Here is a 17,215-nt window from a genome sequence, read left to right on the forward strand (position 1 = left end):
AACGTGCGGATGTGGATCCGATTCCTTACGTGTTGTAGGGCCAGTCGCCCGTGATCTGCATCCCCTTGGCCAGGTTCTGTTCCTCGAGGTCGTCGGCCATCGCTTCGGGGGTTCTGTGATCGACCGTCACGTCGTCGCTCGCGAGGTGAACGACGAGATCGGTCAACAACACGGCCTGCTCGCGAAGATTGCGTTTCTCGAGTTTCTCGAGCGTGTCGGCGAAGGTGTGGCCCCATCCCCGGCCGACATCGTCGGACGTGCTCTTGACGTGATACCCGGGAACGCCCCACTGGACAAACGGCCAGTGATCGCTGTGCGGGCCGAGGTCTGGATTCGTCTCGATGGGATGATCATACCGACTCGAAATCGCCTCCACCGCTGACTCGAGGCCCGAAAAGCCGTGGGTCGTCAGCGAGAGGGTCCGATCCCCGACGACGCCGTCGTTGTTGACGATCGCGACGATATCGTCGTGATCCGCCTGCTCGGCGTGATATTCCGAACCGACCAGCCCAACCTCCTCCGCGCCGTAGGCGACGAACTCGACGCGCGTCTCGAGGTCGGCTTCGCGTTTGGCGAGGGCGGCCGCGAGTTCGACTACCATCGCGGTGCCAGCGCCGTTGTCCAGCGCGCCCTCGGCGATATCGTGGGCGTCGACGTGGCTCGTCACGAGCACGCGGTCGTCGGTTTCTGGACCCAACTCGGCGTGGACGTTCTGGCTCGTCGCCTCGTCGATTTCGGCTTCGACGCTGACCTCGATTTCGTCGCCGTCGAATCGGCGAGCGAGACGCGCGCCGACTTCGCTCGAGACGCCGACAGCAGGGATCTCACCGATCGGATCCTCCGGCGTCCCGACGCTTCCGGTCGGCGGCAGACAGCCCTCAACGTGGTTACGGTAGACGAATCCGACGGCCCCGTTGTCGACCGCATGATAGTATTTCTCTCGCCGATGGACGTACCGTTCGTAGTGGTCCGGGATGTCGCTCCTGACCATGACGACCGTCCCCTCGAGATCCGCGTCCGAGAACGATTCTGGCAGCCCGTACTCGAGGTCGACCAGTTCGGCGGAGACGGTCTCGGACGGACTTCGTGGCAGCGCAATCGACGACTGCTCGAGACCGTCTGCAGTGATCGAACTCTCGTCTCGAGTCCACCCCTGAATGTCAAACTCCTCGAGACGCGCGTTTCGTGCTCCAGCCGCCGAGAGCGCATCGCGAGTCAACTCCGCGCTCTCGCGCTCCCCGTCGCTTCCTGCCATTCGGTTCCCGATATCGACCAGGTCCTCGAGATGGTCCCAGCCGATGTCGCTCGTGAACGTCTCTCCGATCCACGTACTCATGGGGCTACGTACGCACTCGAGGGCGTAATCCTTCGGGAAGGCGAAGCCACCGATAGCGTAACGATCACGAACCAGTGTTAGCAATACGTAACGTCCGAGGGCGGAACTGAATCTTTTTGAGGGCTGTCCGTCTGGGTTGAACATATGCGGAAGACGCTCGCCGAATGGCGGCCCGCGATCGACGAAGCAATCGCCGAGGTGTTACCACGAGAGATCGACGAGGCGTATCTCGAGTCGTATTTCGGCGAGCCAAGCTTCGAGTATGACCCGGAGGCAATCCAGTGTGCACTTTCGGACCCGCTCTGGGAACTACTCGATAGAGGTGGAAAACGTTGGCGCGCCGTCCTCTTTTTGGTCTTCATCGATGCGTTCATGAAGGATCCGAAGGACTACCTGCCCTACGCCTGCATTCCGGAAATCCTCCACAACGGAACGATCATCGTCGACGACGTCGAGGACGAGGCATCGGTTCGCCGCGGTGATCCCGCCTTACACCACATATACGGCCAGGACGTCGCGCTCAACGCGGGCAACGCGATGTACTTTCTGCCGCTAAAAATCCTGCAGAACAATCCGGCTAACCTTCCGGCGGACCAACAACTCGCCGCCTACGAGATGCTCACCGCCGAACTCAACCGGACTCACCTCGGCCAGGGAATGGACATCTGTTGGCATAACGAACGTGAGGTCAACATCACGCGAGAGCAGTACCTCGAGATGTGCGCCTGCAAAACCGGCTGTCTCGGTCGAATCGTCGCCCGATTGGCCGCAATCTGTACGGACCAACCGGCTGACATCGAAGAGGCGGTCGCCGAGTACGCCGAACTCACCGCCGTCGCCTTCCAGATCGGCGACGACATCCTCGACGTGGAGAACTCGCTGGGACGCGCGGGTGACTTCGGTAAGGAGTTCGGAAACGACATTCGCGAAGGGAAAAAGACGCTGCTCGTCCTCCACGCGATCGAGGAAAGCGACACGGCGACCGCCCAGCGACTCGAGGAGATACTCGTTGCCGATGCGAACACCGAAGACGACATTCTCGAGGCGCTTTCGATCCTCGAGGAAGCTGGAAGTGTCGACTTCGCCCGCAACCGTGCACTGGCGCTCGCCGAGACCGCACGAGGCAGTATCGAGGAACTTGAGCTCGATCCGGAGCCAAAGCGAAAGCTCCTCGAATTCACCGAGTTCGTCGTCGAACGCGACACCTGATCGATCGGAGGCGAACGTTCCCTTCGGTCAGAAGCGAACGTCCTGTTCGGTATCGAGCCGGTCGAACTGCCACGGGATTTCGACGAGGTTTTTCGGGGTTCCGGCCAATCCGTCCCGAGTGACGACCTCGAGCGTTCTATTTCGAGCCTCCGGCGTAAAAGCCGACGAAGCCATGATCTGGGCGACATCTCCTCGCGGAATCGTTCCGTAGAGCGTATCCCCGCCCTCCCCGACGAGGACGTCGTTTCGCGGCGGCTCGTTCGTCAACTTTCCGGGCCGAACGATCGTGTATCCGAGCCCCGACTGGCGAATAGCCGACTCCGCATCCTGTTTTGCGGCCAGCGTTGCCCGGATCGCCAGTCGCCCGAGGCGAGGCATTCGTTTCCGAGAACTTCCGACGCCGATCGCACTCTGGAAGACGAAGTGGGTAACATCCGCACCGATTGACGCCGTAACGAGATTGATAACGCCCGTTCGATCGACGAGTTTACCGCCGATAACGTGACGAATACTCGGCGGCGTTCCGACCGCACAGCAAACGATGTCACAGTCCTGGACAGCCCGTACCGCGTCCGCCGGTTCGAAGAGATCCGCGACGACGACTTCATCGGCACCGAGTCGCTCAAGTTCGTCGACGTTCGCGTATGAGCGCGTGGTCGCTCTGATCTGGAGGTCGGTCGGACGGAACACCGAGAGGAGTTCCCGGCCAGTCTCTCCGCTCGCACCTGCGATGAGTACACGGTCGCCGGTTGATGACATACGCTCCGTACCCGCTCGACGAGCATAATCCTGCGCAGCAGTTCGAGATACGGACCGTCGGGAACAATGACCTGTTACCCCTCGTCGGGTTGAAGCCGTTCCGTCGTCTCGACGAGCGGATGACGTGCGTAGTCGACCACGTCGATATCCTCGATCCCTTCGAGCTCTTCTTTGGCCGCCGTCTTCGCCATTCCGAGGTCGATGTTCTGGTCGACGACGATGACGTACGCGTCCATCTCGTCGATCGCCAGGCGATCCGCTGCAAGAACGCGGTGGTGGCCGTCCGCCAACAGCAACGTCCCGTTGTTGTCGATGACGACGAGCGGTTCGGCCAGCCCGTGCTCAAGTTCATATCGCCTCCCCTCAAGTTCGTCGGCGTAAACCCGTCCCTGCGTCGGGATCAGATCGTACAGCGGGACCGTTCGCCGCTCCTGGGAGAGCTCTATCTCGTGAATCTGTTCTAAGGTTCTCATCAGCTTCCCGACCTTTTCGGGGGTCGCTCGTTCGATCTGACTGCGAATCACGTCGGCGTTCGAAATGATGCCGACGAGATTGCCGGCGTCGTCGACGACCGGGAGCTTCTGAATGCCCGACCGGAGGATGACCCGAGCGGCGTCGGTTACTTTCATCTCGGGGTGTGCGACAAGGAGGTCGGTCGTCATCACCTTGAAGATCGGCTCGTCGTTGTCGGCCAGGAGAAGATCGCGCGCACTGACGAACCCTTCGACGCGCCGACGTTCACAGACGGGAAATCCGCTGTGTTCGTCGCTCTCGGCGATTCGAGATGCAACGTCCAACACGGTTGAATCGGGCGAAACTGTTTCCACTTCCCGTGTCATATACTCTTTGACCGGCGGTTTCCCCTCCGAGACAACGTCCATACCGATCCGTTCGGCGTCGGGGCGCAAAAGTACTGTCTTCTCGGCGTTCTCGTTACCGCGGACACTTCTCAGCGTTCTCGTTACTGCGGACACTCACAGTCGACAAGGAACCTACGCCGATTCGCCGTCGTTTGGTCCGCTCTCGCCCGGCTGGAACAACCATTCGCTCGTCCGGTCGTAGGCCCCGACGGGCGTCCCCGGCCGCGTCCGGATCGCCTCGAAGAACCGATCCGTGATTACCTCCTCGATGACGCTGAAAATCGAGTTCAGTTCGGCCTCGTCGTCCGCTCCACCGAGAATCCCTATCTCGAGTTGCGCGCCCGCCATATCGGCGTGGCCGCCGGCGCTTCCGATCGGGTCGAACGCGTCCCGAAGCGTCTCACCGAGATCGACGTTACTCGCTCGAGAGCGGGCAGACAGGAACACCATCTCGTCGCGAAAGCCGAAGACGAGTGTCGTGCTTACGCCCTCCATCGCGAGGAGTTGATCCGCCGCCTGCGGTAACGCATCGCGGTCGCCGATTCGGCCGACGCCCGCGACGGCCACCGACTCGCGTTGTTCCCGGTTCTTGATCGCCTTGGCGATCACCTCGAGCGTATCGCCGCCGATCGTCGGCTGTTCGATCTGGGAAATTTTGGTCGTATCCACGACCGGCAACAGCGTCGATGCCGCCTGAAAGTCCATCGCCGATACTTCGCGTGTGAAATCGTTCGTATCGATGCGAATGCCGTATAGCAACGCCGTCGCGATTCGCGGGTCGATGTCCAGCCCGAATCGGTCGAGGTATTCGGTGAGAATCGTACTCGTCGCACCGGCGCTTTCGCGGAGGTCGACGAACTCGCCTGCGACCGGGCCGCGGGGCGGGTGATGGTCAATAACGATATCGACGTGAAGTTCCTCCGGGAGCTGGTCGTTCACGCCGGGGCGGGCGTGATCGACGAGTGCGAACGCGGAGTAATCCCCGAGCGGGTCGTCCCGTTCGAAGTTCGTCAGATCCAAGTCGAGCAGGTTCACCATCGCGCGGTTTTCCTGGTGGGAAATCTCTCCGAAGTAACAGGCGTCAGCCTCGAGTCCGACTAACTCTGCAATGTTCACGAGTGCAACCGCGCTCGCAATTGCGTCGGGGTCCGGGTTGTCGTGCATGAAGACGCCGAGGCGCCCGTCGATCTTCGACAGCTGCGATCGAAGATCGATCGCGTTCTTGGCGGACGAACTCGCCGACTTGTCGATGATGTCGTCGGCCAGCGCCGCCGCCGGGTCGATGACTCTGTCCGCGCGGGACTCGAAGGCATTTCGATCGGTTGGGCTCGCGTTTCCGCCGAGATAGGCGACGATTAACGACTCCGGAAACTGGTCGCGGGCTGTCTCGAGTGCGGCTCGGTTGACGTCGGTGCGGTCGCTCGCGATGAAAATTTCGTCCGGCATCTCGAGTGCAGACAGGACGGAACGGTCGGTCGGATCCTCGTGACGCGCGGGTATACTCTCGTCTCGGAGCGTTTCGACGAGGTTTGGGGCGTCTGCGATGACAAGCAATCGGTCGTCGTGCTCTGCGAGTCGCTCAACGATAGGCTGGCCGACGGTCCCACAGCCGAGCACGAGCCGAAAAACCATACCGCGGCTTGCCACTCCGGAAGGTAAAAGCTACCGGGTTTCATACGGCCTGCTATAACTATTTACCGGCGCAGCCGCGAATCGTCCCGCGATTGCGCCAGAATTGACTCACGGCGGTCCGTATCAGGCTACGACCGCGGCCGCCGCGTCAACGGCGGCGTCGGCGACCGGACCGAAGCCGGGTAGAACGACGACCGTCATCACGGCCGCGAAAACGATCGCGGCGTAGAGCCCAACCGGCTGCGAGAGCGATTCTCGCTCGAGGACCGGTTCTTCGATCCAGAGCGCCTTGACGAGTCGCGAGTAGTAATACAGCGAGAGCGCGCTGTTGATCACGAGCGCCGCGGCGACGAACAGCAGTCCCGCATCGATCGAAGCGGTGAACAGGAAGTACTTGCTGAAGAACCCGCCAAAGGGCGGGATTCCGGCGAGACTGAACATGAACACCGTCATCGCGACGCAGGCGATCGGCGCTTTCGCCGAGAGTCCGTTGTAGTCCTCGAAGGTCCGTCCGACGCCCCAGTGTTCGGCCAGGCCGACGAACAGGAACGCGCCCGTGTTCATGAAGCCGTAGACGAACAGGTGCATCAAGGCCGCACCCATGACGACGTCGTTCGCGCCGGCTCCGAGTCCGGCTAATCCGATCAGTGCGTAGCCGGCGTGACCGACCGAGGAGTACGCGAGCATCCGCTTGACGTTGGTCTGGGTCGCCGCGGCGAAGTTCCCGATCGTCATCGTCACGATCGCGAGGATAATAAAGGCGACAGTCCAGTCGACGCCGATGACCGACGCCGTCGGCTCAAGCGGGAACGCGGTCGTAAACACGCGGAAGGCGATCACGAAGCCGGCGGCCTTGGAGGCCGAGGAGAGAAACGCCGCGATCGGTGCTGGTGCTCCCTCGTAGGCTTCAGGTGCCCAGAAGTGGAACGGGACGCTCGCGGTCTTGAACGCGAAGCCGCCGATCAACATCAGGATGCCAAGCCCCAGAAGCGGCCCGTAGTCGGCGTCGAGGTTCTCCGCAATCGCGTCGAGTTGCATGAAGCCGGTTGCGCCGTAGACGAGGCTGATCCCGTAGACAAAGATTGCAGAGGACAGCGCGCCGATCAGGAAGTACTTGAGCCCGCCCTCGATGCTCCCGCGGTTGTCCTTGAGGATCGAAACCAGGGCGTAGGAGGGGAGACTCGCCAGCTCGAGGGCGATGAAGATCGTGACGAGGCTGTTCGAGGCGGCCATCGTCGCCATCCCCGTCGCGGCGAGCAACGTGAGCGTGTAGTACTCGGCCTGGTAGGTGTGGCCCTTCATGTAGTCGTAGCTCGCGATCGACACCAGCGAGGTGACGACCGTGACGACGACGATGAAAAACAGCGCGAGCTGATCGACCACGAGTTGGCCATCGAAGAGCGAAATCGCTCCGAAGCCGCCGTCGGCCTGGGGCGTTCCGACGCCCGCGAGCAAGAACCAGACGGCGACGGCGAGTGCGGCGAGCGAGCCCGCGGTCGTCGTTCCGGCGAGGAACGCGCGGTTCGTCGTTCGCGGATTGATGCTATCGAAGACGAAAAGCACCATGGCCGAAAGCACCAGGATGTATACCGGTGCCAACGCGGCCCACTCGGACAGTTCGATCGGGAACATTAGCTCTCACCTCCGTGCTCTAAGATCGGATCAACTGCGTCTGTTATCATGTCGAAGATCAACTCCGGTGCGACGCCGAGCGCGATGATAATCGCGAGCAACACGAACATCGGCGCGATGTCGTGTAGCGGAGCGCGACCGACGTCGTAGTCGGTTTCTAGCTCGTAGGGTCCAAAGACGGCTCGCTGGAGCGCAAACAGCAAGTAGCCGGCCACGATGACGATGCCGAACATCGCCAGCGCGGTGAAGATCGGCGCGTACTCGAGGAACTCGGAGCCAAAGGCCCCGAAGAAGATGAAGTACTCGGCGGCGAAGCCGCTCATCAGCGGGAGGCCCATGTAGGCGAACGAACCCGCGATGAGCACGCCGACCGCGATCGGCATCTTGTCTGCCATCCCGGACATATCCGTGAGCATCCGGGTGTGGGTCGCGTTGTAGATCACACCGACCGCCATGAACATCAGTCCCGAGATGAGTCCGTGCGAGACCATCTGGAAGGTCGCACCGCCGACGCCGAACTGGGTGAACGCGATCAATCCGAGGATCACGTAGCCCATCGAGGAAACCGAGGAGTACGCGACGACGCGTTTGAGATCGGTCTGTGCGAGCGCCAGCAGCGCACCGTATATCACGCTGATGACGGCGATAACGGCGATCGGAATCGCGAACGTGCTGATGACCTCGTCGGGGAACATCGTGAAATTGAATCGCAACAGTGCGTAGGTCCCCATCTTCAGCAGAACGCCGGCCAGCAGCACCGACGCGGGGGTTGGCGCTTCGACGTGAGCGTCCGGTAGCCACGTGTGGAACGGCACAATTGGGACCTTCACCGCGAATCCGAGGAACATCGCGAGGAAGACCGCCGATGCGAGCGACGTGCCGCCGAGACCGAAGATTTCGGTCTGCGGACCGCCGTTGAGCATCGCCGCGGTAACCTCGGGCAGGGCGAACGTCGTTACGTCAAGGCTGAAGACGAGCGCGATGAACGCACCGAACATCACCAGCGACGCCACGTTCGTATAGACGAAGAACTTGATCGCGGCGTACTTCCGGCGCGGGCCGCCCCAGATCCCGATCAGCAGATACATCGGGATGAGAACCGCCTCCCAGAAGATGAACCAGAGGAAGAAATCCAGCGCCGCGAAGACGCCGATCAGGTTCGCCTCGATAAAGAGGACGAGCCCGTAGAACTGCGACTCCCGATCGTCGATCGGGGTCCACGAACTCACGATGGCGAGCGTGGTCAGTATCGTCGTCAGAACGACCAACGGGAGGCTAATCCCGTCGAGGCCGACAAACCACGAAATCGTATACTCGCCGAACTGGATCCACTCCACGCTGGATTCGAATGCGATCGTGCCGCCGTCTGCAAGCAAGGCGTTCCCGCTCCCGTCGAACGCGGTCAGCAGATAGATACTCAGCGCCGCCGGAACGAGGCTGATCGCGAACGCGAGTTTGCCCGCGATTCGATTCGGCGCGACGAACGTGACCAGTGCACCGACCAGTGCGACTCCGATTAGTAACTCGAGCATCATAGGAACCACCCTCCGTAGACGCCGAGTACAAGCAGTAGCCCGATGAACCCGGCAACCAACAGCGCCGCATAGTTCGTCACGAGACCCGTCTGAATGCGTTTGAGCCAGCTACTGCCAAAGAGGCTCACGCTCGAGACGCCGTTGACGACCCCGTCGATCACCGTCTGATCGAACCGGTCGGCCGCTCGAGCGACGGGAAGCGTCACGCCTTCTGCAAGCCAAACCTGTACCTCGTCCTGATAGTAGTTGCTCCGGAGCACGTCGCGAGCACCACCCAGTCGCTGGGTGTGCTCGGTCGGTTCCGGAACGTTGTACAGCTTCCACGCCAGTCCCGCCCCGCTGAAGGCCAATCCGAGCGAGAGCGCGGCGGCCACGAGCAGGGTCGTCTCCTCCGAGCCGCCGATCAGCGCCGTTTCGTAGGGCAGCATGTCCCCGTAGAAGCCGTAGGTCAGCTCCTCGAGTCCGCCGTACTCACCGTCGAGCCAGCCCTCGAGGAACATGATGTCCAAATCGAGGAGCTTGCCGACGGGTGCGAGGTTCGCGACGCCAGCCACCAGCGAGAGAACACCGAGGACGACCAGCGGTGCCTTGACGCTCCACCCGATTCCGTGCGGATCTTCCGCGGCGTCCGATCGCGGCTCGCCGTGGAAGGTAAGAAACACCATGCGGAAGGTGTAGAATCCGGTGAAGAAGACGGCAAGCAGGCCCATCGCGTAGGCCGCGAGGAAGACGTTGCTCTCGAGTCCGAGAATTATCGCGTCGTAGAGGATTTCGTCCTTGGACCAGAAGCCCGAGAACGGGATGATCCCCGCGAGTGCGAGTGCGCCCGCGAGGAACGTGTAGTAGGTGACGGGTGCCTTGTTCTTGAGGCCGCCCATCTTCCACATGTCCTGCTCGTGGTGCATGAGGATGATGACGGCACCGGCCCCGAGGAACAGGAGCGCCTTGAAGAAGGCGTGGTTCATCAGGTGGAACACGCCGGCGACGTAGCCGCCGACGCCGAGACCGAGCATCATGTAGCCGTACTGGCTGATCGTCGAGTACGCCAGCACCTGTTTGATGTCGTCTTTGACGACCGCCATCGTCGCCGCGAACAGCGCCGTAAAGCCGCCGACGAAGGCGATAATCGCGAGTGCGCTCGGCGAGAGCGCGTAGTAGCCGAACATCCGTGCGACGAGGTAGACGCCAGCCGCGACCATCGTCGCCGCGTGGATGAGCGCTGAAACGGTCGTCGGACCTTCCATCGCGTCGGGAAGCCAGGTGTGGAGCGGGAACTGTGCGGATTTCCCGATCACGCCGCCTAACACGAGCAGTCCGGTAATCGTAATCCACGTTTCGGCGTCGAATCCGAACAGCGTCTCGCCGCCGTCGAGGGCGGCTTCGGCTTCGGCGACGAACGAGCCGTCACCCGCGAACGCGAGCGTCCCGAACGTCGCGCCGATGGCGACGACGCCGACCAGGAAGAAGTAGTCACCGAAGCGGGTGACCAAAAACGCCTTCTTCGCGGCCGAGGGCGCGGACTTCGTTCGGAACCAGAAGCCGATCAGGAGGTACGAACAGAGCCCGACCAGCTCGAAGAACATGAACGCCATCAGCAGGTTGTCCGCGAAGACGAACGCGAGCATGCTGAACGTAAAGAGCCCGAGTTCGGCGTAGTATCGCGGCAGTCCTTTCTCACCCTCGGCATTCATGTAACCGAGGCTGAAGACGTGGACGAGCAGCGCGATCAGCGAGACGATAACGAGCATCAGCGCCGAGAGCGGATCGATCAGGATTCCGAACGTGAACGCGATCCCCTCCGCGGCCGTGTGCCCTGCCGTGTCGCCGACCGCCCATTCGTAGTACGTTTCGTGGTGTACCTCGCCGCTCGCGACGGCCGCGAGCATCAACAGCGAGAGACCGAGCGAGCCGGCCGTCGCGAAGATACCCGCGATGGCACCCTTCTTCGGCATCGCATCGCCGAAGACGAGTGCGACGACGAACGCCGCAAGCGGGAGCAGTGCTATCGCCGGTGCGTATGTAAAGAACTCTTCCATCGTCTTACCACCTCATCTGCGACGGGACCGTGACGTCGACGTCACGGAAGTTGCGATACAGTACCAAGATAATACCAAGGCCGATGGCCACCTCCGCGGCGGCCAACGCTATCGTAAACAATGCGAAGATCTGTCCCGTGATGTTGCCGTGATAGAACGCGAACGCAACCAGGTTAATATTCGCCGCGTTGAGCATCAACTCGACGGACATCAGGAACATCAACGCGTTTCGTCGGGTGAGCACGCCGAAGAGCCCGATACAGAACAGGGCCATCGACAGCACGATGTAGTGTTCGATACCGATCACGCGTCCTCACCTCCGTCGGTCTGGACGGACCCATCGTCCATCGGTCCCGATCCGGATCGGAACTCGGCATCATCATCGGTAACCGAGGCGATGTTGCCGCGCCGACCCGCGTTTACACCAGTCGATTGACTCGAGAGCGCCGCGACCGGCTCGCCCTCGTCTTCGCGTTTCGCGAGGACGAGCGCGGCGTCCAGTGCGGCGTCCAAGACGATGGCGACCAGGAAGAACGAAACGAGGAACGGTTCGGTGTTCCCCATCGATCCCTCGGTCGACTGTAGCGGCTCGAGATCGAACAGCGCGTAACCGATCTCGGAGGTGACCGAGATCCCGTCCGGGAATCCCTGCATCGTTCCGGTAAAGGTGGTGTTCAACACGATCGCCGTCATCATGCCGAACAGGGCGATTGCGAGAACGCCCGGCAGGAGGAACGAACCCACTCTGAGTTCGGGTCGTGTCGTCATGACTGTGTCACCTCCTGCTCGTCGATCTCGTCCGTGTCACGTTGGGTCAACATGACCGCGAACGTGATGAGGATGAGTACGCCGCCGACGTAGACGAGGATCTGCATCATCGCCATGAATTCCGCGGCGAGCATGACGTAGTACACCGCGATACTCAGCAGGGAGATGCCAAGCATGAGCGCTGAGTGCCACGGATCTTTGAAGAGAACGACGCCGAGCGCACTCGAGAGGGTGATGATCGCGAACAGGGAGAACGCGATCGCCTCCATCATTGGTAATCGACCTCCCCTTCACCGTCGCCGATCCAGGCGCCCCGATCGGGTTCACGGGACTCGAGCGGATCGATGTCCTTGTACCACGGCACTGCTTTGAGTTGTTCTTTGTTATAGACGAGATCGTTTTTCGTGTCGCCCGTAAACTCGAAGTTCTGGGTGAGCAAGATCGCGTCAACGGGACAGACCTCCTCGCAGAGGCGACAGTAGATACACTGTCCAATGTGGAGGTTGTACTGTTCGCCGTTTCGTTTGTCGTCCATCACGATTTGAATCGTGTCGTTCGGACAGACATTCTCACACTGGCGACACCAGATACAGCGCTCCTGGCTAAACTTGTGGACGCCGCGGAATCGCGGCGAAACGTCCGGCGCAGTCTCGGGGTACTCCACGGTGAACGTAGAGCCATCCAGTGCGTGTTTCATCGTCGTTGCCATCGATTTGAGTATCCCAATCATGCTATCAGCCCCACGATTACCGCGGTGAGCACAAGATTTGCAAACGAAAGGACCAACAGGCCCTTCCAACCGATTTCGATCAACTGGTCGATCCTGACCCGCGGCACTGCCGAACGGAGCCACTGGGTCAGCATGAACACGCCCCAGATCTTTATCAGGAACCAGACGATCCCTAACTGCTCAGGTCCGGGCCCGGCCGGTCCGCCGAGGAAGATCGTCGCGATAATCGCTCCGCCGAGGAAAATGTGTAAGAACTCCCCGAGGTAGATCAGGACGAAGTAGACCGAGGAGTACTCGGTCTGGTAACCGGCGACGATCTCGGTCGGTGCCTCCGGCGTGTCGAACGGATTCCGCCCGACCTCCGCGAAGTTCGCCACCAGGAAGAGGACGAACGCGAACGGGTTGACGAGCGCGTACCAGGCCGGAATCGAGACGATTCCGAGATCGAGTAACGTCTGCGTCTGGGCGTCGACGATCGTACTCATCTGCAGGGAGCCGGCGAAAATGACGACCGACATCCCCGTGACGACGAGCGGAATCTCGTAGGCGACGTTCTGTGCAACAGCGCGCAGGCCGCCGAGCATCGAGTACTTGTTCGCCGATGCGTAGCCGGCCATCACCAATCCGAGGCTGGCGATTCCAGCGACGGCGAAGACGAACACCAGTCCGACTTCGGGATCCGCGAGTTGAACGCCGCTGCCCATCGGAATCACCGCGAATCCGAGCATCGCCGAGGACGCGACGACGATCGGCGCGAGGTCGTAGGCCGGCCGATCGGCGTCTTCCGGAATAATGTTCTCCTTCGAGAGGAGCCGAACGGCGTCGGCGACAATGATGAACAAACCGGCAGGACCGGCTCGGTTGACCGCAATTCGATCCGTGAACGCGGCGGTAATTTTTCGTTTCGCCCACGGACCGGCGACGCCGGTCATCGCGAGCATCAGGTTGCCGACGAGAAACGCGGCGAGAAACGCCGCGGTCAGTTCGCCTGCCACCCCGAACTCGCCGAGTCCGGTGATGTCGCTGATCCGTTCGGGAAGGAGTGGCTCGCCGACTTGCAGCGGACCGGCGATCTGCAACGACTCCGCAGTCTCTCCCCGGCTCATCGATCCACCTCGCCGAGGACGATGTCGAGGCTGCCAAGCGACGCGATCAGATCAGGGATGTACTCGCCCTGGACCATCTGCTCGAGTGCCGAGAGGTTGTGGAAACACGGACTGCGGATCTTGAACCGACCGGGTTTGTCCGTCCCGTCCGATCGGATGTAGATGCCGAGTTCACCCTTCGCGCCTTCGACGGCGCGGTAGACTTCCGTGTCCGCATCCGGTTTGAGGGTCCGTGGGACGTTCGCCTGGACCTCTCGTTCGTCTTCAGGCCACTCCTCGAGCAAGTCGAGACACTGCTCGATGATCTTCGCGGATTCCTCGACTTCCTGCATGCGGACGAGCACGCGGGAGTAGTTGTCACAGCCGTCTTCGGTGACGACATCCCACTCCAAGTTCTCGTAGTAGCCGTAGGGGTCGTCTCGACGAAGGTCGATATCGACGCCGGAACCTCGAGCGACGGGTCCGGTACAGCCGTACTCCTTGGCGACCTCGGGCTCGAGGATTCCCGTGTCGACACAGCGAATCTGGAAGATCTCGTTCGAAGTGATGAGATCGTTGTACTCGTCGACTTTCGCCGGGAGCTCGTCGAGGAAATCGCGCGTCTGTGCGATGAACTCCTCCCGTGGTTCCGGCAGATCCCAGGCGACGCCGCCGAGCCGGAAGTAGTTGAACATCAGCCGCTGACCGGTGAGGTCTTCGAGGATGTCCTGAACGACTTCTCGATCACGGAACGCGTACTGGAAAACGGCCGTAAAGTCCCCGTAGACGTCCAGTGCGAACGTGCCGAGTGCCAGCATGTGCGAGGCGATCCGACAGAGTTCGGCACCCATTGTCCGGATGACCTGCGCGTACTCGGGCACCTCGATGTCTGCCAGATCCTCGGCCGTTCGAGCGTAGGCCCACTCGTTGAGCAGGCCGGACGAAACGTAGTCCCAGCGGTCGGGATACGGCATGATCTGGTGACGGTAGGTTCCCTGCTGGCACATCTGCTCTTCACAGCGGTGTAGATAACCAACGTCGGGATCGACGTCGAGGACGGTTTCGCCGTCTAGCACTGCCTTGATGTGGAGCACACCGTGTGTCGCCGGGTGGTGCGGACCGACGTTCAGGAACATCGTGTCCGACTCCGAATCGACGTGATCCGGCTGAATCGGGTTTTCGTGCTCCGAGAGCGTCACGAGCTGTGGTTTCGTCTGGTCGTAATCGTTCGAGAGCGGGTGTCCCTGCCACGTCTCCGGAAGGAGTATTCGTCGCGGGTCAGGGTGACCCTCATAGTCGATGCCAACGAGGTCGAACGCCTCGCGTTCGTGCCAGTCAGCGGTCCGAAAGACCGGCTCTGCGGACTGGCTGACGGGCTGGTCGAGGGTCGTTGGCACGACGATGCTGACCTCCTGTGTCGGATCGACGTACTTTTTTAGGTGGTAGATCGACTCGTATCGGTCCTGGTACTGCTGTGCGGTGAGACAGGAGAGGTGATCGAACCCTGCCTCATCGCGCAGATCGAAGAGCACGTCTTGGACGTCGTCCGGGTTGATGACGAACCCCGGCGCGTTCAGGTGATCGTCGCGACCGATCGCCCGGTCGCCGATCAGCGCCTCGAGTTCGTCTTCGGTGACGTCGACGTCCTGCGGTCGTGGTTCGATTTCGGTACTCATGGTGAATCAGCCCAATTATAACGCATGACGAGATCCTCCTCGTCGATGTCGTCGGCCAGTTTCTGCACGAGTTCGTCCTTCGGTAGATCGCCGAACTGCTCGAGTTCGTACGGCTTGACGACGACGGGTGACGATTCGCCGTTTTTGATCCGCTCTTGTAGCTTCGCAACGCCATAGACGAGCGCCTCGGGTCGGGGCGGACAGCCGGGAACGTGGATGTCGACCGGGATGATCTCCTCGGCACCCTTGACGACATTATACCCTTCCTGGAAGGGGCCACCGGAGATCGTACACGAACCCATCCCGACGACGAACTTCGGTTCGGGCATCTGATCGTAGACGCGTTTCATCCGCGGACCGAACTTCGAGACGATCGTCCCGGGGACAATCATCACGTCGGCCTGTCGCGGTGACGCACGCGGGACACCTGCACCGAACCGGTCGAGATCGTGTTTGATCGCGTACGTGTGAATCATCTCGATGCTACAGCAGGCGATCCCGAACTGTAGCATGAACATCGAGTTCCCCCGAACCCAGTTCATGAACTGGTCGAACTTCGTGAGGATAAACGGCGACGCGCCGAATGCCTCCCGAAGCTTCGAGTTGAATCGATTGTCGAGTCCCTCTCCCATCCGCGCTTCTCGAGTGTCGGTCGAGGGGGCTGTACTGTCGTAGATCTGTTGACGTGGTTCGTTGCTCATGGTCGATCAGCCTCCGCTTCGACCTGGAACGGACTTCGTGCCCACTGTACTGCACCGCTGCGCCACGCCCAGGCGAGTCCGACGAGGAGTATTGCGACGAATATTAGCATCGGACCGAGTATCTCGGCGAGAGAGACAGCATCCGATTCGACGGCATCCAGGTAGACGACCGCCCACGGGAACAGGAGGACGGTTTCGATGTCAAAGATGAGAAAGAGAAGGGCGACCATGTAGTACTGGATGTTAAAGCGGATGCGTGTCCCGCCGGTCGGGACCTCGCCACTCTCGTAGGTGGCGCGTTTGCTCGTTTCGGGTACGCTGGGTCTGATGAGATACGAAACCGCCATCATGCCGAGCGGAATCAGTAATCCCACGAACGCCAGCATCCCCACAGCGATCCATTCATTCATCTCCGTAACGTTCGGAGGTTCAAACCGCATGCATATAAGGGTTGATTCTTTGGGTTTCCGGTAGATTTAGCGGCAAACGGGCCCCTGTACGGGTTTTAAAGATGAACAATCATCCAAAAACGCCAACGTCGTTATTTTCGGTGGTAATATCTTATTACTGGTTCAGCCGTTGATGCGTTACAGATTCACAGATTGATGGACTACTGGCTCTCGGACTGATATTCTGAGACGCCACCGTCGTGAATCTCTCGAGAAACCGTTCCAACCTCGGATTGGAGCGACTCGTGGTAGGAGACGAGTCGGTCGCGGACATCGTCGTACTGCCGTGCGAGAATCTGGGCGGCAGACAGCGCGGCGTTGAAGGACTTCCCCGCGTCGACCGCGACCAGCGGTGCCCCCGTGGGCATGCCGATGACGCTGTCGACGGATTTCTCCTGTACCGGGACGCCAATAACGGGGAGCGGATACGCGATCGAGGCCGTCATATTCGGCAGGTCTGCGGATTTACCACCCGCGCCCGCGATGATCACCTCGAGGCCGCGGTCTTCTGCAGTTTCGGCGTACGCGGTCATGAGATCGGGCGTTCGGTGTGCAGAAGTCACGTACGTCTCGAAGGAAAAGCGTTCGTCTGGCGCACTCTCGTAATCAGTCTGCTCGCTGAACCCGAGTTCGTCGACCAGCACGTCGTAGGCGCCGGGACGACGACCGCCGGTCATCATCACCTCGAGGTCCGAATCGCTTCCCATGACGATACCGATGTCCGGGGTCTTTTCCGTTGGTCTATCCTGCGCCGCTTCGTCGTGCAGCCGTTCGATGAGGGTTTCCACAGAGTCTGCCATTGGGTCA

General features: G+C 61.0%; 17 protein-coding genes. 1 reads left to right on the forward strand and 16 read right to left on the reverse strand.

Translation table 11 applies throughout. From position 1 onward, the window contains the following. Positions 1-25: 25 nt before the first annotated feature. A complete protein-coding gene (locus QNM96_RS01575; protein WP_283834250.1) occupies positions 26-1,336 on the reverse strand; it encodes a M28 family metallopeptidase in 1,311 nt (436 codons plus the stop codon). Positions 1,337-1,480: 144 nt separating this feature from the next. Here QNM96_RS01575 and QNM96_RS01580 point away from each other — a divergent pair, with 144 nt between their 5' ends. Then, positions 1,481-2,545 (forward strand): polyprenyl synthetase family protein, encoded by a 1,065-nt coding sequence (locus QNM96_RS01580; RefSeq protein WP_283834251.1) that lies wholly within the window; start codon positions 1,481-1,483, stop codon positions 2,543-2,545. Between the two features lie 27 nt (positions 2,546-2,572). On the opposite strand, the gene QNM96_RS01585 is transcribed toward QNM96_RS01580, so the two are convergent. From QNM96_RS01585 to QNM96_RS01655, 15 genes are all read right to left on the reverse strand, one after another. Then, entirely contained in the window at positions 2,573-3,304 is a 732-nt protein-coding gene (locus QNM96_RS01585) for an NAD(P)H-binding protein (RefSeq protein ID WP_283834252.1), read from the reverse strand. A gap of 74 nt (positions 3,305-3,378) precedes the next feature. After that, positions 3,379-4,185 (reverse strand): CBS domain-containing protein, encoded by an 807-nt coding sequence (locus QNM96_RS01590; RefSeq protein ID WP_283834253.1) that lies wholly within the window; start codon positions 4,183-4,185, stop codon positions 3,379-3,381. Between the two features lie 111 nt (positions 4,186-4,296). After that, a complete protein-coding gene (locus QNM96_RS01595; protein WP_283834254.1) occupies positions 4,297-5,796 on the reverse strand; it encodes a DHH family phosphoesterase in 1,500 nt (499 codons plus the stop codon). A 123-nt stretch (positions 5,797-5,919) separates the two neighbouring features. Beyond that, positions 5,920-7,428 carry an NADH-quinone oxidoreductase subunit N gene (locus tag QNM96_RS01600; RefSeq protein ID WP_283834255.1) on the reverse strand — a complete coding sequence of 503 codons (1,509 nt, stop codon included), beginning with the start codon at positions 7,426-7,428 and terminating at the stop codon, positions 5,920-5,922. Next, complete coding sequence (locus tag QNM96_RS01605) at positions 7,428-8,963, reverse strand: NuoM family protein (protein WP_283834256.1); 1,536 nt, start codon at positions 8,961-8,963, stop codon at positions 7,428-7,430. Before QNM96_RS01605 ends, QNM96_RS01600 begins: the two co-directional genes overlap by 1 nt. Next, the gene (gene nuoL, locus QNM96_RS01610; RefSeq protein ID WP_283834257.1) at positions 8,960-10,999 is read right to left on the reverse strand and encodes an NADH-quinone oxidoreductase subunit L; all 2,040 of its coding nucleotides are present in this window, start codon (positions 10,997-10,999) and stop codon (positions 8,960-8,962) included. The genes QNM96_RS01605 and nuoL overlap by 4 nt, the downstream gene beginning before the upstream one ends. A 4-nt stretch (positions 11,000-11,003) precedes the next feature. Further along, positions 11,004-11,306, reverse strand: a complete 303-nt coding sequence (gene nuoK, locus QNM96_RS01615) for an NADH-quinone oxidoreductase subunit NuoK (protein WP_283834258.1) — start codon at positions 11,304-11,306, stop codon at positions 11,004-11,006. Beyond that, positions 11,303-11,767, reverse strand: coding sequence for a hypothetical protein (locus QNM96_RS01620; RefSeq protein ID WP_283834259.1), 465 nt, complete (start codon positions 11,765-11,767; stop codon positions 11,303-11,305). Before QNM96_RS01620 ends, nuoK begins: the two co-directional genes overlap by 4 nt. Further along, positions 11,764-12,039: an NADH-quinone oxidoreductase subunit J gene (locus QNM96_RS01625; protein WP_283834260.1), complete on the reverse strand. Its 276-nt coding sequence runs from the start codon at positions 12,037-12,039 to the stop codon at positions 11,764-11,766. The genes QNM96_RS01620 and QNM96_RS01625 overlap by 4 nt, the downstream gene beginning before the upstream one ends. Then, positions 12,036-12,497, reverse strand: a complete 462-nt coding sequence (locus QNM96_RS01630; protein WP_283834261.1) for an NADH-quinone oxidoreductase subunit I — start codon at positions 12,495-12,497, stop codon at positions 12,036-12,038. Before QNM96_RS01630 ends, QNM96_RS01625 begins: the two co-directional genes overlap by 4 nt. Beyond that, on the reverse strand, positions 12,494-13,603 hold the full coding sequence (locus tag QNM96_RS01635; protein WP_283834262.1) for an NADH-quinone oxidoreductase subunit H: 1,110 nt from the start codon (positions 13,601-13,603) through the stop codon (positions 12,494-12,496). The genes QNM96_RS01630 and QNM96_RS01635 overlap by 4 nt, the downstream gene beginning before the upstream one ends. Then, a complete protein-coding gene (locus tag QNM96_RS01640; protein WP_283834263.1) occupies positions 13,600-15,258 on the reverse strand; it encodes an NADH-quinone oxidoreductase subunit D in 1,659 nt (552 codons plus the stop codon). The genes QNM96_RS01635 and QNM96_RS01640 overlap by 4 nt, the downstream gene beginning before the upstream one ends. Next, on the reverse strand, positions 15,255-15,959 hold the full coding sequence (locus QNM96_RS01645) for an NADH-quinone oxidoreductase subunit B (RefSeq protein ID WP_283834264.1): 705 nt from the start codon (positions 15,957-15,959) through the stop codon (positions 15,255-15,257). The genes QNM96_RS01640 and QNM96_RS01645 overlap by 4 nt, the downstream gene beginning before the upstream one ends. Then, the gene (locus QNM96_RS01650) at positions 15,956-16,369 is read right to left on the reverse strand and encodes an NADH-quinone oxidoreductase subunit A (protein WP_283834973.1); all 414 of its coding nucleotides are present in this window, start codon (positions 16,367-16,369) and stop codon (positions 15,956-15,958) included. Before QNM96_RS01650 ends, QNM96_RS01645 begins: the two co-directional genes overlap by 4 nt. 200 nt (positions 16,370-16,569) lie before the next feature. Next, the gene (locus tag QNM96_RS01655; protein WP_283834265.1) at positions 16,570-17,208 is read right to left on the reverse strand and encodes an AIR carboxylase family protein; all 639 of its coding nucleotides are present in this window, start codon (positions 17,206-17,208) and stop codon (positions 16,570-16,572) included. Positions 17,209-17,215 lie beyond the last annotated feature (7 nt).

Source organism: Halostagnicola sp. A-GB9-2 (genome assembly GCF_030068615.1).
Classification (GTDB): domain Archaea; phylum Halobacteriota; class Halobacteria; order Halobacteriales; family Natrialbaceae; genus Halostagnicola.